This is a genomic window from Enterococcus italicus DSM 15952, assembly GCF_000185365.1.
Classification (GTDB): Bacteria; Bacillota; Bacilli; order Lactobacillales; family Enterococcaceae; genus Enterococcus_G; species Enterococcus_G italicus.
This window is the reverse complement of sequence record NZ_GL622241.1, coordinates 1,651,933-1,672,771: the sequence shown is the minus strand read 5'-3', so window position 1 is coordinate 1,672,771 and position 20,839 is coordinate 1,651,933. Positions and strand designations below refer to the sequence as shown.

Here is a 20,839-nt window from a genome sequence, read left to right as displayed (position 1 = left end):
AGTAAGTATGCAATTAACTATCACACCATCCGCGCTAGAGTGGTTTAAAAGAGAAATTCAATTAGAATCTGGAATGGGGATCAGATTTTACGGGAAAGTCTATGGCAAAACACAAGTTCATGATGGCTTTTCTGTCGGACTTTCAGTTGATCGTCCTGAAGATCCATTGGTGAAAACAACAGTATCAGACATGCTCTTTTTTATTGAAGAGACTGATGAGTGGTTCTTTAAGCGCTATGATTTAATTGTTGATTACGATAAGAAGTTAGATGAACCAACCTATGTTTTTGAAGAATCAAAAGAATAGGGACAAGCGGCAGTAACATATGGTATGTAAGAATTTGAACGTAACTAATTTGTGCTGCTAATTCCAAACGGTGAGAATTAGCAGGTACGATTGAAAGACCATAAAATCCAGAAGTAGTATCTCAAACTTTTGGATTCTGTGGTCTTGTTTGTTTATTACTGTATAATTCTGGTTAGGTTTTCTTAGTAACCATTTTCGAGTGATACTTCGTTTTTAGTAAGCGAGTGATTTTGGATAAATGAACTGAAATTTTTAAGAAAAATTTCCATGAACAGAGACTGAAAGTGAGCCGTTTGTCCAGAAATATGTGGGGTAATGAGTAAATTAGGTGCATCCCAAAGTGGATCGTCTTTTGGTAGTGGCTCTGGATCTGTGACATCAATTGATGCAAAGGCTAGTTCGTTTGCTTGTAAGGCTGCCAATAGTGCATGGCTATCCACGCTTGGCCCACGTCCGACGTTCATAAAAGAGCCCGTCTTCTTCATTGCTTGGAAAAACGTTTGATCATAGAGATGCCGTGTATCCTCAGTTAGTGGCAAAATATTGATGACGATATCCGATTCTTGGGCGCAAGCATGAAGATTCGTTAACGGATACGTCTGAGAAAAGTAAGGTGTCTTCCGACCAGTCGTATTAATCCCTTGGACAGAGCAGCCTAATAAGGATAGCTTCCTAGCTAGTTCTTGTCCGATTTGACCCGTGCCGACAATCGTAATCACTTGCTCGCTCAAATTATCGTAAGGTAGGGTTTCTGATTCCCAAGTATGCGTCATTTGCTGTTGCATCGCTGGAAATAGACCTCTAGTTTTCATAAGTAACAGACCAAGTAGGTGATCTGAAATAGATTGGGCATGAATCCCACTACCATTGGATAAAAGGATCCCGTACTTAGCAAAGGATTCAAGGGGGAGATAGTCTACTCCTGCTGAAATTGATTGAACCCATTTCAGATTCGTTGCTGAGTGCAAAAGTTTATCTGCCCATTTTTTATCCCAACCAATCGTAATCACGACTTGTTCCCATCGAAAAGAATCAGGAAGCTCATTAATCGAAACAAGCTGGTAATCAGGCGCTAGTTGTTGAACTTTTTCATGATAGATGGATCGAAATGATCGTTTAGATAAGATATATTTCAAAACAATTCCCCCTTTAGCACTAGTGTACACTAATTAAAGGAAAAAAAGCCATCATCAAGCGGCGTGAGCCTACTTTGATGATGACTTTGTTTTCCGAACAGCCTGATAGACTATAAAACTGGTTGCTAAAAATAAAAATGTACCTGAGTTAAATGAATAGTGAAAGAGCATTATCAGCGTGCTCAATAGGGTAGGAACGGTTGCGCTGACGATTACCAACTTTAATGTTTCTAAAAAAGTCAATGAGCGATCCATTCTTTTTAGCCAAATACTCGAAAACAAAGCCGTAAAAAGAATAGTAAAGACCAAATTGATAAAAGATGGATAAATAGCCACTAGGAAAATAATCACATAAAGAAACCAAGGTAACCTTTTTTCTGCCAACACAGATTTTATTGTTTTACCGTTGAAGGATGAGAAAATCGATTGATCGTAAGTCAAATGAAATGACGTATCACCTAATAGTGACTGTGTCGTTTCATCGGAAGGGAAAAGAATAATTAATTGGTTCTTTAACATTCCTATGCTCACCAATTTCCCTTTTAAGTCTGATTGTATATCCGTTGCGTTCCGTTTATTATCCGGATCAAAAGTAAAGATTAAATAATTGCTTTGGTAGATAAATCCTGAATTTTCCTCGGGTGAGGAAAGTTGATTGTCTTTAATCGTAAAATCTGGTAACTTTCCGGCAATTTTTTGGCCATCTGCATGTAAATTACCAAAGATGTTCATCACTTGAGTCGTTAAAGGAATGGCGTATACAAAACTAAGAAGTACCAGATAAAAGATAACCTTGCCAAACGGGCTTTTCCGCACTGAGATAAGATTTTTAAACTGAAAAAAAGAGCCAAGAAACATTTGGTAAATTGACATGAATACACTCCTTTATAAATAGCTTCATGGTCATTTTAACGAAAGCAAGCAGAGAAAACAAGGACTACCCGTTCATTTCCTATACTGGTATAATCATTTCAGAAAGAAAAGGAGCGAGTTGGTCGATGGAAGTAGTAAGTTATTTGTTTTTTGGTGTTATGACGACGTTAGTAAACTTTATTGTTTATTTTTTTTGTCGGGATTTGTTGCAGTTTCAGTTTGTACTAGCAAACACATTGTCTTGGATTGCATCGGTCTTATTTGCTTTTGTGACGAACAAAAAGTGGGTGTTTCATAGCAAAAGTGAAACAAAACTGGCATGGATAATTGAAGCCGCCAAATTTATTTTTTATAGGGGATTATCTTATTTGATTGATATGGCTTCCATGTTTGTCTGTCTAAAACTATTGATGACGTCGGATTTTTCAGCAAAACTGTTTACCCAAGTCTTGGTCGTTGTAGCCAATTATTTTTTAGTAAGCTATTAATATTTAATAATAATAAAAAATAAGTGTTTTTTAAGCAAAATTTTTGAGGAAATGGCTTGAATTTGCTATTCTTAAAGAGTAATGACAACTATTTAGGAGGAAGAAAATTATGACTTACACTTTACCAGATTTACCATATGCTTATGATGCATTAGAACCTTACATTGATGTTGAAACGATGCACTTACATCATGACAAACATCATAATACGTATGTGACAAACTTAAATGCAGCGGTTGAAAAACACCCAGAATTGGCAGAAAAATCGGTAGAAGAGTTAATTTCTTCAATGTCAACTGTTCCTGAAGATATCCAGACTGCTGTACGTAACAATGGTGGCGGACATGCGAACCATTCATTCTTCTGGGAAATTTTAGCTCCAAATGCTGGCGGAGAACCAACTGGAGACTTAAAAGCTGCTATTGATGAAACTTTTGGAAGTTTTGACGATTTAAAAGCTGAATTTAAAACTGCTGCTACAGGCCGTTTTGGTTCTGGATGGGCATGGCTTGTTTTAGATAACGGTACATTAAAAGTGACTTCAACTGCAAATCAAGACTCTCCATTAATGGAAGGTCAAACACCCGTACTTGGGTTAGATGTGTGGGAACATGCATACTACTTAAAATACAAAAATGTACGCCCTGACTATATTGAAGCTTTCTGGAATTTAGTAAACTGGGAAAAAGCAAACGAAATCTTTTCTGCTGCTAAATAATCTAGGTGTTATAATATAGCATAGCAAAAGCCAAGTGACGATTGTGCATCATCGCTTGGCTTTTTTTGATGTCAAAATGACTATGCTTGATTCTTAAAGGTTTTTGGCAGCGAACATGGTATACTGATGCTAAAGGGGTGAGGAGATGGACACACAGTTTGTTGTAGGATCTTTCGAGTCGACGATTCATTACGGACAGACGTTCTTTCAAGCATTTACACCGACGCAGTTTAAGGGGAAACACCTTATCTTCTTTGCCAACCAACAATACTATGAATCATTTGCCAATCAAGCGACGACCTTTTTTGAACATACTGACATGGATTGGTATATTTTATCAAATCAACGAAATTGTCACACAGTCAATGAGATGCTTGAAGGCTTAAAATTTTTGGCAAAATTTAATCGATCTGAGTCCTATGTGTTTGTTTCATTTGGAAACAAAGGTGCGATTCAACTGACTAGTTTTTTTCATCAATTTAGTCCGTTCTCTTCGGAATTTTTGGCGATTTGTCTGTCGCTTCAGTCCTTTTCAGTTGCGTTAACAAAAGAACGATTTTTAATCCAACCACCATTTTTGAAAAGTCTAATTTGGGAAAATTTACCGCAAGCCAGTTATGTATTCTTACCAAAAGATGCCGTATCATTGGGAGAGAGGCTGTCAGATTTTCTCGTACTCTTACGAATCGCACTAACGGATGATACATTTTACACCCAGTTACAGGAGCGCTATCTGAACAAAGAGCGACTAGTAAAAGAGTCGTATATGAACTACATAGAATTTATTACTCAATCTTATGCAACCAATACTTACCCATTGACACAATATGGGAGTTGGTTTGAAGAAATACTGTACGAAACAGAAAATAGCCATGTTCTTTCAGCTGAAATGAAACATTATTTAGGGTTTCTCTTTCATTTTATCTGGAATTGTGTCACAATCGAAAAATCGGAATTATGTAAAGATGTTTTAGGTTGGATGAGGACATTAGGCTTTCCGATAAACGTGCCTGATTCTTTTGTCGTTTCAGATTTTTTAGTCAAAGCAGCCCAGGAAAGCAAAAATACACCCCGCCTTGTGCAGGTGGATTTTTTTACCAAGAATTATCAGCTCATTGCACCCAATGAAGAACAATTTATTGATGTGTATCAACTTTACCAGCATGTAATAGAGGAGGAACCATCGAGTGACAGAAAGTGAAAAAGTATTAAGTGCCATCGAAAAGGATGATTTGGCAAGCGCGCAAGTTGCCTTGCAAAAAGCATTGCGGTCAGATTCCGAAGCGAGTTTGGCAGAACTAGGGGAAGACTTGCAGCAATTAGGCTTTTTGGAGGAAAGTAAAGAAGTCTTTACTCATTTAGCTAAAAGTCATCCTGAAAATGACGGGTATTTTTTGCCTTTAGCAGAAATTGCCATTGAAAATGATGAAATTGAACTAGCTTTTGAAGAACTAGAAAAAATACCAAAAACAAGTGAAAATTACTTGGATGCTTTATTGGTCACAGCCGATTTGTATCAACTACTATCTATTCCTGAAGTAAGTGAAGCGAAACTAAAGGAAGCACAGACAATCGCGCCAAATGAAGTCTTAATTGCCTATGCTTTAGGTGAATTGTATTTGTCTACGGATCAATACCAACAAGCTTTAAATGAATTTGAACAAGTCAAAGAAAAAAATACCAATCCGAATTTATCTAAAGATCTCTTGGATGAAAAAATTGGCTATAGTTTAAGCATGCTAGGAGAATTTGAAGCGGCAATTCCCTTTCTAGAGCAAGCAGTGACAGTAAAAGAAACGGATGAACGACTATTTCATATCGCTCTCGTACTCCTCCAGCTAAAGGAAAATGAGCAAGCTATCTATTATTTACAAAAATTACGTACCTTAAATCCCCAATACCAAGCCGTCTATTTACAATTGGCGCAAGTATTGCAAGAGGAAGAGCAGATTGACGAGGCCCAACTCGTGATTGAAGAAGGTATTCATGAGAATCCTTATCAAGTCGAATTGTATTATTTTGCATCTGAAAATGCCTATCGTTTACACGATACAAAAAAAGCTGAGACATTTTTGACCGATGCGCTTGAAATAGGTGAACGAACAGATGATACGTTACTTTTACTTAGCAATCTTTACGTTGAAGAAGGGTTTTATGAAGAAGCACTTGCAGCCATTGATCAAATGGAAAATCAAGATCAGCCATTTGCTCTTTGGAATCGTGCGAAGGCCTACAATGAGCTAGAAGAATTTGGCGATGCAGCTAAGTACTATGCCCTAGCAAATGATCATTTGCATCATGAAATTGATTTTATGAAGGAATATGGGCTGTTCTTAAGAGAAGAAGGCCGCCTAGATGAGGCAAAAGGTCTGCTTACTCATTATCTAGCCCATGAACCGGGTGATTTAGAGATTCAGTCGATACTAGATGATTTATCTGAAAGATAGGTGAATAGAAATGGTTGATTTAAATGAGAAAAAACAGTGGCTGAAATGGTTGTTAGCATATGGTCCTTTCCAGCGACGTGAAATCTTGTGGATTTTAGACTATTTGTTGCATCACGACAATATTTTAGCGAATATCAAAATTGTGGAGCATGCCGATGCAACAACTCGTGGCTTAGTCCTTATGCCCAACCAATCATCTGAAGACGCTTTGACTCTTTATTTGAATGGCCATCTGTTTCATGATCCAGATCAAATTTTCCATGAAGTTCGCTTTAATTGGAAACAACCTCTTTTTTTGGAATGCCCACTACCGAAATCTTGGGAACTTCCTGAATACCTAGCAGTATTGGAGGATAATCCTTATCGTCGTTGGAATGATAATTTGACAGAAGGTACGTGTGAGGAAGTCGACTTATTCATAGAAAACCAAGAAAAAGCCAGTGAACGCCATCATCTAATCGAAAAAATTAATGCGGCACTTGATGCAAACAACCGTGAATCATTTGATGATTTTTCAAAACAATTGCTTGAATTGGATAAAAAATGAAATAAAGCAAAGAGGTGAAATACTTGGAATCAAAAATAACACTTTCTGAGATGCAAACAACAGTTGATGACTATATCCGTCAATTTAAAACCGGCTATTTTGGCCCTTTAGCGCAAATGGCGCGCCTAACAGAAGAGATGGGGGAGCTTGCTAGAGAAATTAATCATCACTATGGGGAGAAGCAAAAAAAGGCGACTGAGCCAGCGAAAGCTATTCCTGAAGAAATGGGTGATGTCTTAATTGTCTTATTAATGATGGCCAATTCTTTGGACATTGATCTGACTGAGGCATTTGAAAAAAATATGGACAAATTCCAAAAAAGAGATCAATTTCGCTTTGAGCGTGTCGATGGCCGAGTAGGAGAGAAAAAAGAAAAATGACGGAATTACATTTACCAAGTGAATTTATCAACGCACAACCGGTCTTGCAAAAAATACAAGCAGCTGGTTTCGAAGCTTATTTTGTGGGTGGCTGTGTACGAGATGTCTTATTGCATCAATCGATTCACGATGTAGACATTGCTACAAGTGCGTACCCTAGTGAAATCAAAGAGCTTTTTAGTCGCACGATTGATATTGGCATTGAGCATGGGACGGTGTTGGTACTTTGGCATGAGGAGCAATATGAAGTGACGACGTTTCGTACAGAGTCGACCTACCAAGATTTTCGTCGGCCTGATCAAGTTACTTTTGTTCGCTCACTTGCTGAGGATTTAAAAAGACGTGATTTCACGATGAACGCATTAGCTTTAGCGGAAAATGGCACTATTATTGATTTATTTAACGGGCTAAGCGATATTAATCAAAAAGTTGTCCGGGCAGTGGGCGATGCCAATGAGCGATTTCATGAGGATGCGTTGCGCATGATGAGAGGCTTGCGTTTTATTAGTCAGTTAGACTTTACGATGGCACCCGATACGCTAGCAGCGATTGAAAAACATAGTCAACTGTTATCTTTTATTTCCATCGAACGTATTCGTATTGAGTGGGAGAAATTAGTATTAGGTAGAGCAAGAAATAGAGCTTTACGCCTTTTTCTAGCAACCAATTGCTTTTTGTATTGTCCACAGTTTGAACAGCAGATTGAAGGACTTCAAAAATTTATTGAGTTACCTGAAAAGCAACTGACTGAGGTTGAGGCTGCCTGGACGTTGCTGATGGATTGTTTAGATGTACCCGAAAGACAGTTTGTGGCATTTTTTAAAGAATGGAAGCTGTCTAATGACACCATTAAGCAAATTCAAAAAACATATCAAGGCTTGCAATTTCGCAAACACTTTCCTTGGAATCGCTGGATGGTCTATACTTTGGGCGCGGAGGTAGTATTGCGAGTTGAATCGCTACTAGCTTATTACAATCCTGAGCAATCCTTTGTAGCCATCGAGGAGCTTGTCCAACTATTGCCAATTGAATCTTTAAAAGACTTACAAGTAAACGGTCATGACTTGCAACATACGTTTCAAAAGAAACCGGGAAAATGGCTAAGTGATACCTTACATTTTTTGGAAAAACAAGTTGTCGAAGGAGCCGTGGCGAATCAAAAAGTGGAACTATTACAAGCGGCTGAGAACTATTTAGCGGGAATCTGTGAAAAGTGAGCAAATTTTTTAGTAAAACGCTTCGTTTTCACATGCAACATGCTCCGGAGTGTGCTAAACTAAATGTGTAAAAAGTAAATGGTAAGGAGTGTTTTAAATGTCAAGAGAAATGAAAGCATTGAAATTTCTTTTCCGTAATGGAGAAACATGGACTGTAGAGCGTCGATTCATCGGTGACCTATGGATTAAACAAATTACTTCTAGCTTTGGTCGCATCAACGGCGGCGAATTCGTTGAAATTCATCCTTGTGCTGGTTTCAAAATTGAAATTTTCACTGAGGGCGACCATGTAGCAACACATGATATTAATTTAGGTGGACTAGAATTAGGAATGTTTGCACGAGCACTTAAATACCAAGACATTGAACGCATGGAAATTTTGTATAAAGCAGGCACACCTGACTTGATCTATTTCCCATACAAAGATACAGACGGCGATGGATTAGACAATGAGTACCAATCTACAAAAGTAAGTGAATCAACTAAAAATCTATACATTGTCATCGATCCTGAAAAGACAGTAGAAGATTTTTATGCTGACGAAATCAAATAAGTAAAGTTAGACTGTTACAAACCGAATGGCATCCAAAATCCGATTGATAGGCGATGACTTCAGTACTTCAGAAGTCATCGTTCTCTTTTTCGGATTTTTTTGTCGCTAACTGGAGAATAAGGTGTTAAGAAATGAATCAGAAACAAGCAAAGTCAAACTTGAAAAAAGGGACATATGTCGCAATTGGACTTCTCCTATTTTTCATTAGTTCAGGAAAAATTGCTTATGATAATTGGTCGATCGATGATGCTATCCAAGTTGCGGATCAAGTCCTTTCTGGCGAAAAGCTAGCGAAAAACTATGACCATCTTGTACAATTACCTGACTACGATGGGACCAATCAAGTTGTAAAGCTCAATAACAACCAACCGTATTTTGACCAAGCTGATTTATCAGTCGAGAAAAAAGGATGGCAAACCTTTTCAGATTTAGATCAACTCAACCGAGTAGGGGTAGCCAATGCACTCTTGCATAAAAGTATGATGCCTACCAAGGAAAGAGAGTCCATTTCATCCATCTATCCCACGGGCTGGAAGCAAAAAAAAATTAGTAATCAACAAATGCTTTACAATCGTTCGCATTTGATTGGCTTTCAATTTACAGGGGAGAATACCAATGCCCGTAATTTATTTACTGGAACAAAAGCGCTCAATCAGGATCAAATGACCAACTATGAAAATGCCATTGCGCAGTATTTGAGAAAAACGGGCAATCACGTGCGTTACCGTGTGACACCATACTTTAAAGGTGATGAGTTGGTTGCTCGCGGTGTTGAGATGGAAGCGAAGAGTATTGAAGATGATGACATTGAGTTGAATGTATTTATTTATAATATTCAGCCGGGCTACACGATTGATTATCAAACAGGTTACTCAACGAAGACAAAATAAAAAGCCATCACCGATGGCTTTTTTTATTATTTTGTTTCGCGGTGCAAAGTAACTTTGCGTTCACGTGGACAATATTTTTCTTTTTCCAAACGATCAGGGTTGTTACGTTTGTTTTTGCTTGTTAAGTAATTACGTTCTTTACAAGAAGTACATTCTAATGTAATGTTTACGCGCATGTTCATTTCCCTCCCTTAGCAATAAATATAACTAAGATATCTCTCAGACTTAAATATCATAGCATGATTTAATGCAGATTGCTAGTCTTTTGACGAAATTTGTTAAGTAGTTTTACTTGACGACGAAAAAACAAAACTATTTGCGTTTTCTACTTACAAACATGGTAGAATAACAATCAAGTGAGGTGGAACGTGTGACATCAAAAAAAGAATTACGAAAAGAAAAATTGCAAGCACTGAAACATTTTTCTAATCAGACGAAAGAAAAAGAACTGTTAGAAGCACAGCTGATCAATCAATTGCTGACAAGTGAACGCTGGCAGCATGCACAAGTGATAGCGCTCTATCAATCGATGGCACATGAATGCAATACGAAAAGTCTACTTGCTGCAGCATGGCGTGAAGGCAAAGTAGTCGTTTTGCCTCAGACTGGGAAAGCAAGACAGATGAGGTTTGTCCGTGTATTACCAACGACTCTTTTCACACTGACCGCATTCGGAGTCGAAGAACCGGATTCTGAGCAAGTAATTGAAAAAGAAGCCATTGATTTAATGGTCGTCCCTGGTGTCTGTTTCACATTAGATGGTAAGCGTATTGGCTATGGTGGTGGATTCTATGATTGCTATCTTGAGGATTATCGTGGAGCAACAGTTAGTCTAGCCTTTCCATTCCAGCTTGGAGCAGAGGACGACTGGCTTAGTGACGAACATGATCAGCTTATTCAAAAAATAATAACAGTGAATCGGGAGGAACAGCGATGAACGAGTATCGTTTACGGCAGTTTAGAGGTCAGCCTTTTTTTACTTGGCTATTTTTAGGAATTCAGACGTTGGTATTTTTAATTGGGTACTTCTTGCCCAGTATCCCTTTAGAAAGTAATGGCGTTTTATATGGACCAGCCATTGCCTTTTTACATCAGTATTGGCGTTTTTTGACACCAATCTTTTTCCATTTTGGCTTAATGCATTTTGCCGTTAATTCTGTGGTATTGTACTACATGGGTGAGCAGATTGAAGCCATTTATGGCCATACCCGCTTTTTTATCATCTACTTAGTGACAGGAATAATGGGAAATTTGATGAGTTTTGCCTTTAATACGGCGGGGATTATTTCAGCGGGGTCAAGTACGGCCTTGTTTGGATTGTTTGGGTCATTTATAATTTTAGGATTTCATTTGCGCCACAATCCGGCTATCGAAGGGATGGTCAAACAGTTTACGTTATTTTTGATTTTGAGTTTTGTTTTCGGTATGTTTGACCAGTTGATTGACATCTGGGGCCATGTCGGTGGCTTGATTGGTGGTGTATTGATTGGTAATATCATTGGCTTACCAAAACCAGCAAAAAAATATTCGATTCATATCCGTATTTTGTCGCTCCTCATTTTGGTATTTTTTGTGATATTATGTGTAATGTATGGTTTAAAAAAATATGGATAACGAGTATAATATTCAAGGAGTACATGATGAAAACGTTATATGATGTGCAGCAACTTTTAAAACAGTTTGGAATAATCGTCTATGTTGGCAAACGAATTTATGATATTGAGTTAATGATGCTTGAGGTAAAAAATATTTATGAGCGTCGTTTAATTGATAAGGACACTTACTTAACAGCATGGCGCATTCTAAAGCGGGAACATCATATTGAAGAAAGCCGAGGAGAATAGTAGATGGATAAAAAAATTATTGGCATTGACTTAGGTGGTACGACAGTAAAATTTGCAATCTTGACAGCGCAAGGAGACGTTCAACAAAAATGGAGTATTCCTACCAATATTTTGGATGATGGAACGCATATTGTGCCAGATATTATTGCATCAATCAATCATCATATGGAACTATATGGTCTTACAAAAGATGACTTTTTGGGCATTGGCATGGGAACGCCAGGTAGTGTTGATCGCCATTTAGGAACAGTGATTGGTGCTTACAATTTAAATTGGAAAACGACACAAGCAATTAAAGAAGCAATTGAGTCAAAAACAGGTATCCCATTTGCAATCGATAATGATGCCAATGTCGCTGCTTTAGGCGAACAATGGAAAGGTGCTGGGGAAAATAATCCCGATGTTGTCTTCGTTACTTTAGGGACTGGTGTTGGCGGTGGTGTAATTATGAACGGCCAATTGCTTCATGGAGTCGCTGGTGCTGCGGGTGAGATTGGCCATATTACCGTTGATCCAGATGGTTTTGAGTGCACATGTGGCAAGAGAGGCTGTCTAGAGACTGTGTCTAGTGCGACAGGTGTTGTCCGTGTTGCTCGCCATCTTTCAGAGGAATTCGCGGGGGATTCTGAACTGAAGAAGCAATTGGACAATGGTGAGTCGATCACAAGTAAAGATGTCTTCGTAGCAGCAGAAGCGGGTGATCTGTTTGCCAATATGGTCGTAGATAAAGTCTGTTATTACCTTGGTCTTGCGATAGGCAACATTGGCAATACGTTAAACCCTTCAAGTATTGTATTAGGTGGTGGCGTATCGGCTGCGGGCGAATTTTTGCGTAGCAGAGTAGAGAAGAACTTTTTACAATTTGTCTTTCCACAAGTTGGAGAATCAACCAAAATTAAATTAGCCGAATTAGGCAATGATGCCGGTGTCATCGGTGCAGCCTCACTAGCAATGAAGATAGAAAAATAAAAGGAGTCAGATAAATGAATTTTTTGAATGGATTAAGTATTGTTTTAGCGACCATTTTAGTAGTGATGGGATTAAATTGGTTGTATTATTATATTTTAGGGAAACGGTCGGCTACGATGTTATCCCAAGAAGAATTTCAAGAGGGGATGCGTAAAGCGCAAGTCATCGATGTCCGCGAAAAAGATGCCTTTCAAGCAGGACATATTTTAGGGGCTAGAAATATTCCATACACGGTCTTGAGTCAATCTTATGCATCCATTCGAAAAGATATGCCAATTTATTTATACGATGGTACGCGCGCATTAAGTGTCCGTACAGCGAATAAATTACGAAAAAAAGGCTATCAAAATATCTATATCTTAAAAGATGGTTATGATAGCTGGACAGGGAAAACAAAACAAAAATCTTAATGAAAAAGCAGTCTGAGATGCATCTAGTGTGTTCGGCTGCTTTTTTACTACAATGAAAAGGAGAAGAACGATGGAAACGGTCGAATTAACCAATATGTGCATGATTGAAAATCAAAAGGGACAAGTAGTTGTCCAACTTCGTAAAAAGAAAGACTGGCCGGGACTGACATTTCCAGGCGGACATGTCTTACCTGATGAGTCATTTCATGATGCTGTTGTAAGAGAAGTGTATGAAGAGACAGGCTTAACAATTTCTTGTCCTAAGCTTTGTGGGATAAAACAATTCAAAACATCAGCTGGCGTTCGCTATATGGTTTTATTTTATCGGACCAATTCATTTGTGGGAGAACTGACTGAATCGATTGAGGGCCCGGTATTTTGGCTAGAGCCAAATCGCATTCAGGAGTACCAAGTTGCTCCTGATTTTCTAGAAATGTATCAAGTTTTTTGCTCAGAGACTCTTTCTGAGTTTTTTTATCAAAAAAAAGGCGATGGATGGAACATTCAATTATATTAAAAAGCTCGCTTCACTTGTGTCTGTGCACAAATGAAGCGAGTATATGTTTATCTAGCGCGACTTTTACGGTTTGCTTTGCGACGATTTGCTTCAATCATTGCTTCTTTCTTTTCGATTGGTTCAATGACTGTTTTTTTAATTGCTGAAACAACACCGACTGTTGCGGCGATTGTTGCAAATGTGCCGGCAAAAAAACCTGATGTAAATTTTTTCATCTCATCCACCTCACTTTTCTCACTTTTTATTATGAATGAAAAGGGATTTTTTGCAAAGTGAAAACCATTCGTGGCTAAGAAAATGTTAAAAAAATTTGCAAAATAGAATTGATGTATCAATCGCAAAGCGCTATGATATTTAGTGAACTATGTTTAGGAGGGAAAAAAATGACGATTTTAGTTTTAGGTGGAGCTGGCTACATTGGCTCGCATGCAGTAGACCAATTGATTACCAAAGGGGAGAAGGTAGTCGTAGTCGACAATCTTTTAACAGGACACCGGAAAGCCGTTCATCCTAAGGCAACATTTTATGAAGGAGATGTTCGCGACAAAGCCTTTTTGCAAGACGTTTTTTCAAAAGAGGCGATTGATGGAATTCTTCATTTTGCAGCAAGCTCACTTGTGGGTGAATCAGTAGAAAAACCATTAAAATACTTTAGCAATAATGTTACTGGTATGGAGATTTTGCTAGAAGTAATGCATGAGTCCAATGTGAAAAAAATCGTATTTTCTTCAACGGCAGCTACATATGGCGAGCCTGAAGTAGTCCCTATCTCTGAAACAAACCCAACAAACCCAACCAATCCCTACGGCGAAAGCAAATTAATGATGGAAAAAATGATGAAATGGTGTGATGGTGCATATGGCATGAAGTATGTTGCTTTGCGTTACTTCAATGTCGCAGGGGCCAAACAAGATGCATCAATCGGTGAAGACCATACACCTGAAACACATCTAGTCCCAATTATTTTGCAAGTGGCATTGGGTCAACGTGAAGAATTAAAAATCTTTGGTGATGATTACGACACACCAGATGGTACGTGTATCCGTGACTACGTGCATGTCGAAGATTTGATTGCGGCTCACTTGCTAGCATTAGACTACTTAAGTGCGGGTAATCCAAGTGCTGCCTTTAATCTAGGATCAAATACCGGATATTCAGTGAAAGAAATGCTTGATGCGGCTCGTAAAGTGACCGGCAAAGAAATCCCAGCTACGATTGCGCCACGAAGAGCAGGAGATCCAAGCCGTTTGGTCGCTAGTGCTGACAAGGCGAGAAGTGTCTTAAAATGGAACCCTCAACTAACAGATATTGAAGAAATCATTGAGACTGCTTGGAATTGGCACCATACACATCCAAATGGTTACCAAAACTAATATGACAGATCAGATGGGTCAAGTCATTGTCGATTTTACAACAATAGCCATTCAAACAGGTGGTTGGATGGAGATGGATCGTCTCTATTTATACAATCGCCTAAAGACTATGAGTGGTTATTCGGGTGAACTAAGTCAACCTGTTCATGCAATCAATGCTAATGAGGCACCAGAGTTGGCTGCTCAGTTGACGGAATGTTACTTTCAACAAAGCAAACAAGATCAGGTATCTGAAGTGGAATGGAAAAAAAAGTTAGTCGATTTCCTAGATTTGCTTACACCACCGACTTCCGTTGTGAATGCATTGTTTGCAAAATACTATGCCAAAAGTCCCAAAGAAGCGACAGATTATTTTTATCAGCTAAATAAAATAACTGGCACGATTCAAAAAGTAGGAGAGCTTATCGATGAACCACTATTTGATAAAGCTCAGTTCAAAGCATGCATTGTACCAGATGGCGCTATGGAAAAAGCGTTTGATGCAGACTATCGATTTGATATGGAAGGCTCATGTGGAGCGACGACAGAAGAGATTCATACCAATCGCCGAATGATTCGGATGAATTTGCAAGGAGAGTCTTATGGATTTCACTATCTAAGTGATGAGATACTTGCTGAAGAATTTACTGTCATTGCTGAAAAAGAGCAGTCGTTATCCTTGCACGCCAAGTTAAGTCATTTAGGTCGGTTGGTGGAGCTTTTTCCACATTATTTTGTGGCGACAAACAATGGGAACAATCAAGAGCGGGTTGGTGATCAATACCGAGGTGCAAGTGATCCGTTACCGATTTACCAAGCTTCTACAAAATTTCAATGCAAGTTACCGTTCTTTCCCGAGGTGGCTGTCACGGCTTTGAATTGGCCAGTGCCAGTTTTGCGTATACAGGCAACGAACCAACACGCTTTGTTAAAGACTGCAGAGTACGTGATTAAAGCCTTGCAACAAGGGGAACAAATCGGTGATGCAAACAATTCGCTTCATCTAGCAACAGCTTCCAAAGATGTCTTGCTCTTAGCAAGAAAAAGTGACTCTGGTCACGAGTTGTATGTCGCCTTTCACTCTGAAAAAACATTGACGGAAGTACAAGCATTGGGTGCATTTGGAATACTGGTTATGCCAAATGCTTCAATCGCAGATCACAAACGATTCATACAGCAGTTGAACGGTACGTTTCACACGTTTTAATAAAATAGCACATGGCGACTCTAGGAGTGGTTCTGTGCTATTTTCTTTTTGTGTGGTAGAATATGGAAGAAATTGAAGAAGGTGGAACAAACGAATGAAACAATTGGCAATTGATACATCGAATCTGACAATGGCATTAGCAGTTGCAAAAGAACAAGTCATCTTAGGTCAAATTCAAACGATGGGCAACAAAAATCATAGCGTCTCTTTGATGCCTAGTATTGATTATTTGGTGAAAAGTGTAGGCTGGAAGCCCAACCAAATCGAAGAAGTCCTTGTGGCAATTGGACCTGGTTCGTATACAGGATTAAGAATTGGTGTTACGACAGCGAAAATACTTGCGAGTAGCTTAAATTGCTCATTGAAGGCAATCTCTAGTCTAAAAGTCTTAGCAGCAAATGTGCGTGTCCAAGATGCTATTATTGTCCCGCTCTTTGATGCACGGAGACAAAATGTCTATGCAGGGGCGTATAAATGGCAAGAAGATCAATTAGTGGCGGTGATTACCGAAGCACACTACTCATTAAGCCAACTGATTGATTTAGTGAAGGCTTATGACAACGTCCATTTTGTCGGCCAGGATATAAAAAAATTTCAACAAGAAATTTTAGCGAGCATACCTAAAGCCATCTTTGCAACGGATGAGTTGTCCAATTACCCGACAGCAGTGCGTTTGATCGAGTTGGCAAAAAACGAAGTGACTGTTGATCCGTTGTCAGTAGTGCCACAGTATTTAAAACGAGTTGAAGCTGAGGAAAAATGGTTAATCGATCATCAAAATGAGGAAAAACAAAGCTATGTGGAAAAAGTTTAAAGCCTTTTTTAAACAGTTGTTACCCAAACAAGCAATCCCATACATAGATGAACTAAAAACGAAGCAAGCGCACTATCAATTTAGGGAAGTGATGGTGTCGGATATTAAGGAATTATTACAGCTTGAAAAAATTGTTTATGCAGGTGAGACACCTTGGACGAAGAGTGCCTTTTTACTTGAATTTTATTCCAAGCAACCGCATTTGTATTTAATTTGTGAATGCGAAAATCATTTAGTTGGTTTTGCGGGTATTCGGCTATTTGGTGGTGATGGTCACATTACTAATATTGCAGTGCACCCAGATCATCAGAATCAAGGAATTGGCAAATGGTTCTTGGAAGAATTAATCAGACATGCCAAAGCAAGTGGTTGTGATACTGTATCTTTAGAGGTGCGGGTGAGTAATCTCGATGCACAGCGCTTGTATCGTCGACTAGGCTTCGAAGCGCAAAAGATTAAGCCAAATTATTATCAAGAAATAGCAGAAGATGGAGTGGATATGCTTAAGCGCTTATGAAAATCAAAACTTTGACGGATTACCCAGATCAAGAGGCTCTGGCACGCCAGCTCGAGGAGCTAGTCGAGACGGCATTTACTGAGGGTGTTTCTTGGAATTATCAAGCTTTTATAAGTGATTTTCACTCGCAATTTGCTCGCTATTTTTTGCTAGAAGAAGACGGAAACATTATCGGCCTAGTCAACGGCCATCAGCTGTTTGATGAGTTTGAGTTATTTTTACTTGCCATCCATCCTGATTTTCGCAAAAAAGGCTTAGCGACTTGTTTATTTCAAAGCATGGAGGATCAACTTCAAAGGCAAAAGGTGCAGCAAATCTTACTAGAAGTGAGAGCATCAAATCAGCGAGCCCTTAAATTATATGAGCAGTTCTCGTTCGAGCGTTATCACATTAGAAAAAATTATTACGAACAACCAGTAGAGGATGCTTGGTTGTTGCGAAAGAGAGTGAAGGAACAGACCCATGGATGAATTAATTCTAGCAATTGAAAGTAGTTGCGATGAAACTAGTGTGGCAATTGTTAAAAACGGTTCGACCATTCTTACAAATATTATCGCCTCACAAATTAAAAGCCATGAGCGCTTCGGTGGAGTAGTGCCAGAAGTAGCGAGTAGACACCATGTGGAGCAAATTGGTTATTGTATTCAGGATGCGTTAGAGGAAGCCGATGTTTCACCAGAAGAGTTGGCTGCCGTTGCAGTTACAAAAGGCCCCGGCTTAGTAGGCGCACTATTAATAGGAATTACAGCCGCCAAAGCCTTTGCTTGGGCTAATGACCTACCTTTGATTGGTGTGAACCATATGGCAGGCCATATTTGCGCTGCTCGCTTTGTTACAGAGGTGACATATCCAGCGATGGCGTTGCTTGTCAGTGGCGGACATACTGAATTGGTCTATCTACCTGCTGAAGGCGTGTATGAGATCATCGGTGAAACAAGAGATGACGCAGCCGGCGAAGCATACGATAAAGTCGGAAGAGTCCTCGGACTAACTTATCCTAGTGGCAAAAAAATTGACGAACTCGCACACAAAGGAAAAGATACCTATCATTTTCCGCGTGCGATGTTGAATGATGATACGTATGATTTTAGCTTTAGCGGACTGAAGAGTTCTTTTATTAATCTGGTTCATAATGCGCAACAGCGTCAAGAAGAATTAGATCAAGTGAACTTGGCAGCCAGCTTTCAAGCGAGTGTGGTCGATGTATTAGTTACTAAGACGATTCGTGCGTGTCAAGAGTTTCCGGTGCAACAGTTAATTGTTGCTGGCGGTGTCGCAGCCAATCAAGGACTAAGAGAGCGATTAGCAGAAACGATAAAAACGACCTTACCAAATGTCGAATTAATCTTCCCGCCGTTAAAACTTTGTGGCGACAATGCAGCAATGATTGGTTCGGCAGCTTCTATTGAACGAAAAAAAGGACACTTTGCGGACTTAGCATTAAATGCTGAACCAAGTCTTGCTTTTGAGCGATATGAAAAGTAAGACTTTGAGTGAACGAAAGGTTCCATTGGTATAAAGGTGTCGGTTATCCAAAAGGGAAAAATTAACTACTCATCGTAAAACCATTAGCCTCCAAAATATTTCCGCACAAAACTTTGAGGGTAGCAAAATCATACGTCCTTTGGTATAATCGTAACAGTTTCATAAATGATTCAATGACGAAGAGAAGTACATTCTAATCATAGAGCGAATTCAGGCCGGTGCAAGCTGAATACTAAGAGAATGAAAACGCACTTTAGAGAATCAACGGTAGCTGCCGTTAGAGCAAAGTAGGTCTGTTAAGCAGACAAGTAGAGTGGTACCGCGGGAATCTCGTCTCTAGCAATTGGATGATTGCTAGAGCTTTTTTTGTGAACAAATCTGAAGGAGGAACAAAATGAATAACAAAGTAATCGTTGCCGAAGTATTACATGAGCAGCTAAAAAATGAACTATCTTATGATCAAATTCTAGCTCTATTAGAAAATCCCAAATCCGTCGATCATGGTGATGTTGCCTTTCCGACATTTTTACTGGCAAAAGCCTTTCGTAAAGCGCCACAAGCCATCGCTGGCGAGTTAGCTGAGCAATTAACGAGTGAATATGTTGAGAAAGTCGAAGCAGTTGGACCCTATATCAACTTCTTTATGTCTAAAAAAACCATCAGTCAAGCCATCTTGCATGAGGCATTAGTTGCTGACAGTCATTATGGGGACTCATCAATAGGAAATCATGAAAGTGTTCCGATTGACATGTCTTCACCAAATATCGCCAAGCCTATCTCGATGGGTCACTTGCGTTCGACTGTAATCGGCAATTCTTTAGGGTTTATTTTAGAAAAAGTTGGTTACCAACCCATCCGGATCAATCACTTAGGAGACTGGGGGACACAGTTTGGTAAGTTGATTGTTGCTTATAAAAAATGGGGCTCTGAAGAAGCGGTCAAAGCGCAACCAATCAATGAACTACTACGTCTGTATGTGGAATTTCATGAGCGCGCCGAAGAAGATAAGGCCTTGGAAGATGAAGCAAGAGCTTGGTTTAAAAAATTGGAAGAAAGTGATGAAGAAGCCGTTCATTTGTGGAAATGGTTCCGTGAAGAATCACTAAAAGAATTCAATAAAATCTATACGATGCTTGAAGTTTCGTTCGATTCTTATAATGGTGAAGCCTTCTACAATGATAAAATGGATGAAATTGTTACATTGTTAGAAGAAAAACACCTGTTGCAAGAAGATCAAGGTGCGGATATTGTGGACTTAAGTCAATACGACTTAAACCCTGCACTTATTCGTAAATCAGACGGAGCGACACTTTATATTACGCGTGATATGGCAGCGGCATTGTATCGCAAACGGACGTATCAGTTTGCAAAATCACTTTATGTTGTTGGAAATGAGCAAACTTATCACTTTAAACAACTAAAAGCAGTCCTAAAAGAAATGGGCTTCGAATGGTCAGACGATATGTATCATGTCCCATTTGGTTTAATTACGAAAGATGGTAAAAAATTATCTACTCGTAAAGGGAAAATTGTTTTATTAGAGGAAGTATTAAACGAAGCTGTAGCCTCTGCGCAACAGCAAATCGCTGAAAAAAATCCTTCGTTAGCCAATAAAGAAGAAGTGGCAAAACAAGTCGGTATTGGTGCCGTGGTTTTCCATGATTTAAAAAATGATCGCTTAAATAATTTTGATTTCACATTAGAAGAAGTCGTTCGTTTCGAAGGAGAGACCGGTCCATATGTTCAATATACCCATGCAAGAGCTATGAGTATTTTGACAAAAGCTGCATTTACGTTTAATCCTGATGCAACCTATGCACTAGCGGATGATGCTAGCTGGGAAGTAGTGAAGCTAATCCAAGCGTACCCTGATGTTGTTCAGGCTGCAGCAGATAAATATGAACCATCTGTCATCGCGAAACATGCAATCAAATTATCGCAAGCATTCAATAAATACTATGCAAACACGAAAGTATTAGCTGAAGACGGCGAAAAAGACTCACGCCTTGCATTAGTAAAAGCAGTAGCGATACTATTAAAAGAAGACTTACGCTTATTGGGACTACACGCACCAGAAAAAATGTAAGACTGAGATACAATCAAATAGACCCTACCATCCAGAAGGTGTTTCGCAAACATTTGGATGGTAGGGTCTATTGTCTTCTAGC

27 protein-coding genes are annotated in these 20,839 nt (G+C 39.1%); 23 read left to right on the top strand and 4 right to left on the bottom strand.

Going from position 1 to position 20,839, the window contains the following annotated elements; genetic code table 11:
- Positions 1–7 precede the first annotated feature (7 nt).
- Positions 8–307, top strand: a complete 300-nt coding sequence (locus HMPREF9088_RS07765) for a HesB/YadR/YfhF family protein (RefSeq protein WP_007208649.1) — start codon at positions 8–10, stop codon at positions 305–307.
- Between the two features lie 182 nt (positions 308–489).
- Here the strand turns inward: HMPREF9088_RS07765 and HMPREF9088_RS07760 are convergent, their stop codons facing one another.
- Positions 490–1,443, bottom strand: coding sequence for a phosphoglycerate dehydrogenase (locus tag HMPREF9088_RS07760; protein WP_143139648.1), 954 nt, complete (start codon positions 1,441–1,443; stop codon positions 490–492).
- A 69-nt stretch (positions 1,444–1,512) separates the two neighbouring features.
- Positions 1,513–2,316 carry a DUF1189 domain-containing protein gene (locus tag HMPREF9088_RS07755; protein WP_007208647.1) on the bottom strand — a complete coding sequence of 268 codons (804 nt, stop codon included), beginning with the start codon at positions 2,314–2,316 and terminating at the stop codon, positions 1,513–1,515.
- A 125-nt stretch (positions 2,317–2,441) separates the two neighbouring features.
- Here HMPREF9088_RS07755 and HMPREF9088_RS07750 point away from each other — a divergent pair, with 125 nt between their 5' ends.
- The 9 genes from HMPREF9088_RS07750 (at position 2,442) to HMPREF9088_RS07710 (ending at position 9,556) form a co-directional block, all read left to right on the top strand.
- Positions 2,442–2,804, top strand: a complete 363-nt coding sequence (locus tag HMPREF9088_RS07750; RefSeq protein ID WP_345908484.1) for a GtrA family protein — start codon at positions 2,442–2,444, stop codon at positions 2,802–2,804.
- Positions 2,805–2,913: 109 nt separating this feature from the next.
- The gene (locus tag HMPREF9088_RS07745; RefSeq protein WP_007208645.1) at positions 2,914–3,522 is read left to right on the top strand and encodes a superoxide dismutase; all 609 of its coding nucleotides are present in this window, start codon (positions 2,914–2,916) and stop codon (positions 3,520–3,522) included.
- A 145-nt stretch (positions 3,523–3,667) separates the two neighbouring features.
- Entirely contained in the window at positions 3,668–4,723 is a 1,056-nt protein-coding gene (locus tag HMPREF9088_RS07740) for a hypothetical protein (protein WP_007208644.1), read from the top strand.
- On the top strand, positions 4,710–5,969 hold the full coding sequence (locus tag HMPREF9088_RS07735) for a tetratricopeptide repeat protein (RefSeq protein WP_007208643.1): 1,260 nt from the start codon (positions 4,710–4,712) through the stop codon (positions 5,967–5,969). The genes HMPREF9088_RS07740 and HMPREF9088_RS07735 overlap by 14 nt, the downstream gene beginning before the upstream one ends.
- Positions 5,970–5,979: 10 nt before the next feature.
- The gene (locus HMPREF9088_RS07730; RefSeq protein ID WP_007208642.1) at positions 5,980–6,516 is read left to right on the top strand and encodes a YpiB family protein; all 537 of its coding nucleotides are present in this window, start codon (positions 5,980–5,982) and stop codon (positions 6,514–6,516) included.
- Between the two features lie 50 nt (positions 6,517–6,566).
- Entirely contained in the window at positions 6,567–6,896 is a 330-nt protein-coding gene (locus tag HMPREF9088_RS07725) for a nucleotide pyrophosphohydrolase (protein WP_040367366.1), read from the top strand.
- Positions 6,893–8,113: a CCA tRNA nucleotidyltransferase gene (locus HMPREF9088_RS07720; protein ID WP_007208640.1), complete on the top strand. Its 1,221-nt coding sequence runs from the start codon at positions 6,893–6,895 to the stop codon at positions 8,111–8,113. Before HMPREF9088_RS07725 ends, HMPREF9088_RS07720 begins: the two co-directional genes overlap by 4 nt.
- A 97-nt stretch (positions 8,114–8,210) precedes the next feature.
- Positions 8,211–8,666, top strand: a complete 456-nt coding sequence (locus HMPREF9088_RS07715) for a hypothetical protein (protein ID WP_007208639.1) — start codon at positions 8,211–8,213, stop codon at positions 8,664–8,666.
- A 131-nt stretch (positions 8,667–8,797) separates the two neighbouring features.
- Positions 8,798–9,556: a DNA/RNA non-specific endonuclease gene (locus HMPREF9088_RS07710; RefSeq protein ID WP_007208638.1), complete on the top strand. Its 759-nt coding sequence runs from the start codon at positions 8,798–8,800 to the stop codon at positions 9,554–9,556.
- 26 nt (positions 9,557–9,582) lie between these two features.
- Here HMPREF9088_RS07710 and rpmG read toward each other — a convergent pair whose 3' ends face one another.
- Entirely contained in the window at positions 9,583–9,732 is a 150-nt protein-coding gene (gene rpmG / locus HMPREF9088_RS07705) for a 50S ribosomal protein L33 (RefSeq protein ID WP_040366810.1), read from the bottom strand.
- Between the two features lie 194 nt (positions 9,733–9,926).
- Between rpmG and HMPREF9088_RS07700 the strand changes: the two genes are divergently transcribed.
- The 6 genes from HMPREF9088_RS07700 to HMPREF9088_RS07675 all read left to right on the top strand — a co-directional run bounded on the left by HMPREF9088_RS07700 (position 9,927) and on the right by HMPREF9088_RS07675 (position 13,296).
- Positions 9,927–10,493 carry a 5-formyltetrahydrofolate cyclo-ligase gene (locus tag HMPREF9088_RS07700; RefSeq protein WP_040366807.1) on the top strand — a complete coding sequence of 189 codons (567 nt, stop codon included), beginning with the start codon at positions 9,927–9,929 and terminating at the stop codon, positions 10,491–10,493.
- Positions 10,490–11,170, top strand: coding sequence for a rhomboid family intramembrane serine protease (locus tag HMPREF9088_RS07695; RefSeq protein WP_007208635.1), 681 nt, complete (start codon positions 10,490–10,492; stop codon positions 11,168–11,170). Before HMPREF9088_RS07700 ends, HMPREF9088_RS07695 begins: the two co-directional genes overlap by 4 nt.
- A 26-nt stretch (positions 11,171–11,196) precedes the next feature.
- Positions 11,197–11,400 carry a YqgQ family protein gene (locus HMPREF9088_RS07690; RefSeq protein ID WP_040366804.1) on the top strand — a complete coding sequence of 68 codons (204 nt, stop codon included), beginning with the start codon at positions 11,197–11,199 and terminating at the stop codon, positions 11,398–11,400.
- 3 nt (positions 11,401–11,403) lie between these two features.
- Positions 11,404–12,369, top strand: a complete 966-nt coding sequence (locus tag HMPREF9088_RS07685; protein ID WP_007208633.1) for an ROK family glucokinase — start codon at positions 11,404–11,406, stop codon at positions 12,367–12,369.
- A 14-nt stretch (positions 12,370–12,383) separates the two neighbouring features.
- Entirely contained in the window at positions 12,384–12,779 is a 396-nt protein-coding gene (locus tag HMPREF9088_RS07680) for a rhodanese-like domain-containing protein (protein ID WP_007208632.1), read from the top strand.
- Positions 12,780–12,849: 70 nt separating this feature from the next.
- Entirely contained in the window at positions 12,850–13,296 is a 447-nt protein-coding gene (locus HMPREF9088_RS07675; protein WP_412338722.1) for an 8-oxo-dGTP diphosphatase, read from the top strand.
- Between the two features lie 47 nt (positions 13,297–13,343).
- Here HMPREF9088_RS07675 and HMPREF9088_RS11690 read toward each other — a convergent pair whose 3' ends face one another.
- Positions 13,344–13,511 (bottom strand): DUF3042 family protein, encoded by a 168-nt coding sequence (locus HMPREF9088_RS11690; RefSeq protein ID WP_071859015.1) that lies wholly within the window; start codon positions 13,509–13,511, stop codon positions 13,344–13,346.
- Between the two features lie 168 nt (positions 13,512–13,679).
- Here HMPREF9088_RS11690 and galE point away from each other — a divergent pair, with 168 nt between their 5' ends.
- The 7 genes from galE to argS all read left to right on the top strand — a co-directional run bounded on the left by galE (position 13,680) and on the right by argS (position 20,757).
- Complete coding sequence (galE, locus tag HMPREF9088_RS07670) at positions 13,680–14,669, top strand: UDP-glucose 4-epimerase GalE (protein WP_040366802.1); 990 nt, start codon at positions 13,680–13,682, stop codon at positions 14,667–14,669.
- A 1-nt stretch (position 14,670) separates the two neighbouring features.
- The gene (locus HMPREF9088_RS07665) at positions 14,671–15,855 is read left to right on the top strand and encodes a hypothetical protein (protein WP_143139647.1); all 1,185 of its coding nucleotides are present in this window, start codon (positions 14,671–14,673) and stop codon (positions 15,853–15,855) included.
- A 94-nt stretch (positions 15,856–15,949) separates the two neighbouring features.
- Complete coding sequence (gene tsaB, locus HMPREF9088_RS07660; RefSeq protein WP_007208627.1) at positions 15,950–16,669, top strand: tRNA (adenosine(37)-N6)-threonylcarbamoyltransferase complex dimerization subunit type 1 TsaB; 720 nt, start codon at positions 15,950–15,952, stop codon at positions 16,667–16,669.
- Complete coding sequence (rimI, locus tag HMPREF9088_RS07655) at positions 16,653–17,186, top strand: ribosomal protein S18-alanine N-acetyltransferase (RefSeq protein ID WP_040366800.1); 534 nt, start codon at positions 16,653–16,655, stop codon at positions 17,184–17,186. Before tsaB ends, rimI (HMPREF9088_RS07655) begins: the two co-directional genes overlap by 17 nt.
- Positions 17,183–17,656 carry a ribosomal protein S18-alanine N-acetyltransferase gene (rimI, locus tag HMPREF9088_RS07650; protein ID WP_007208625.1) on the top strand — a complete coding sequence of 158 codons (474 nt, stop codon included), beginning with the start codon at positions 17,183–17,185 and terminating at the stop codon, positions 17,654–17,656. The genes rimI (HMPREF9088_RS07655) and rimI (HMPREF9088_RS07650) overlap by 4 nt, the downstream gene beginning before the upstream one ends.
- Positions 17,649–18,671, top strand: coding sequence for a tRNA (adenosine(37)-N6)-threonylcarbamoyltransferase complex transferase subunit TsaD (tsaD, locus tag HMPREF9088_RS07645; RefSeq protein WP_007208624.1), 1,023 nt, complete (start codon positions 17,649–17,651; stop codon positions 18,669–18,671). The genes rimI (HMPREF9088_RS07650) and tsaD overlap by 8 nt, the downstream gene beginning before the upstream one ends.
- A 394-nt stretch (positions 18,672–19,065) precedes the next feature.
- On the top strand, positions 19,066–20,757 hold the full coding sequence (gene argS, locus HMPREF9088_RS07640) for an arginine--tRNA ligase (RefSeq protein WP_007208623.1): 1,692 nt from the start codon (positions 19,066–19,068) through the stop codon (positions 20,755–20,757).
- Positions 20,758–20,839: the final 82 nt, after the last annotated feature.

What these genes read in the sequence shown, in the direction of transcription:
- HMPREF9088_RS07730 (WP_007208642.1), top strand. Translation starts at nt 5,980, where the DNA reads ATGGTTGATTTAAATGAGAAAAAACAGTGGCTGAAATGGTTGTTAGCA.
- tsaB (WP_007208627.1), top strand. Translation starts at nt 15,950, where the DNA reads ATGAAACAATTGGCAATTGATACATCGAATCTGACAATGGCATTAGCA.
- rimI (WP_040366800.1), top strand. Translation starts at nt 16,653, where the DNA reads ATGTGGAAAAAGTTTAAAGCCTTTTTTAAACAGTTGTTACCCAAACAA.
- HMPREF9088_RS07745 (WP_007208645.1), top strand. Translation starts at nt 2,914, where the DNA reads ATGACTTACACTTTACCAGATTTACCATATGCTTATGATGCATTAGAA.
- HMPREF9088_RS07665 (WP_143139647.1), top strand. Translation starts at nt 14,671, where the DNA reads ATGACAGATCAGATGGGTCAAGTCATTGTCGATTTTACAACAATAGCC.
- tsaD (WP_007208624.1), top strand. Translation starts at nt 17,649, where the DNA reads ATGGATGAATTAATTCTAGCAATTGAAAGTAGTTGCGATGAAACTAGT.
- HMPREF9088_RS07720 (WP_007208640.1), top strand. Translation starts at nt 6,893, where the DNA reads ATGACGGAATTACATTTACCAAGTGAATTTATCAACGCACAACCGGTC.
- HMPREF9088_RS11690 (WP_071859015.1), bottom strand. Translation starts at nt 13,511, where the DNA reads ATGAAAAAATTTACATCAGGTTTTTTTGCCGGCACATTTGCAACAATC.
- HMPREF9088_RS07765 (WP_007208649.1), top strand. Translation starts at nt 8, where the DNA reads ATGCAATTAACTATCACACCATCCGCGCTAGAGTGGTTTAAAAGAGAA.
- rpmG (WP_040366810.1), bottom strand. Translation starts at nt 9,732, where the DNA reads ATGCGCGTAAACATTACATTAGAATGTACTTCTTGTAAAGAACGTAAT.
- HMPREF9088_RS07755 (WP_007208647.1), bottom strand. Translation starts at nt 2,316, where the DNA reads ATGTCAATTTACCAAATGTTTCTTGGCTCTTTTTTTCAGTTTAAAAAT.
- galE (WP_040366802.1), top strand. Translation starts at nt 13,680, where the DNA reads ATGACGATTTTAGTTTTAGGTGGAGCTGGCTACATTGGCTCGCATGCA.
- HMPREF9088_RS07695 (WP_007208635.1), top strand. Translation starts at nt 10,490, where the DNA reads ATGAACGAGTATCGTTTACGGCAGTTTAGAGGTCAGCCTTTTTTTACT.
- HMPREF9088_RS07740 (WP_007208644.1), top strand. Translation starts at nt 3,668, where the DNA reads ATGGACACACAGTTTGTTGTAGGATCTTTCGAGTCGACGATTCATTAC.
- argS (WP_007208623.1), top strand. Translation starts at nt 19,066, where the DNA reads ATGAATAACAAAGTAATCGTTGCCGAAGTATTACATGAGCAGCTAAAA.
- HMPREF9088_RS07675 (WP_412338722.1), top strand. Translation starts at nt 12,850, where the DNA reads ATGGAAACGGTCGAATTAACCAATATGTGCATGATTGAAAATCAAAAG.
- HMPREF9088_RS07725 (WP_040367366.1), top strand. Translation starts at nt 6,567, where the DNA reads ATGCAAACAACAGTTGATGACTATATCCGTCAATTTAAAACCGGCTAT.
- HMPREF9088_RS07680 (WP_007208632.1), top strand. Translation starts at nt 12,384, where the DNA reads ATGAATTTTTTGAATGGATTAAGTATTGTTTTAGCGACCATTTTAGTA.
- HMPREF9088_RS07715 (WP_007208639.1), top strand. Translation starts at nt 8,211, where the DNA reads ATGTCAAGAGAAATGAAAGCATTGAAATTTCTTTTCCGTAATGGAGAA.
- HMPREF9088_RS07685 (WP_007208633.1), top strand. Translation starts at nt 11,404, where the DNA reads ATGGATAAAAAAATTATTGGCATTGACTTAGGTGGTACGACAGTAAAA.
- HMPREF9088_RS07750 (WP_345908484.1), top strand. Translation starts at nt 2,442, where the DNA reads ATGGAAGTAGTAAGTTATTTGTTTTTTGGTGTTATGACGACGTTAGTA.
- rimI (WP_007208625.1), top strand. Translation starts at nt 17,183, where the DNA reads ATGAAAATCAAAACTTTGACGGATTACCCAGATCAAGAGGCTCTGGCA.
- HMPREF9088_RS07710 (WP_007208638.1), top strand. Translation starts at nt 8,798, where the DNA reads ATGAATCAGAAACAAGCAAAGTCAAACTTGAAAAAAGGGACATATGTC.
- HMPREF9088_RS07690 (WP_040366804.1), top strand. Translation starts at nt 11,197, where the DNA reads ATGAAAACGTTATATGATGTGCAGCAACTTTTAAAACAGTTTGGAATA.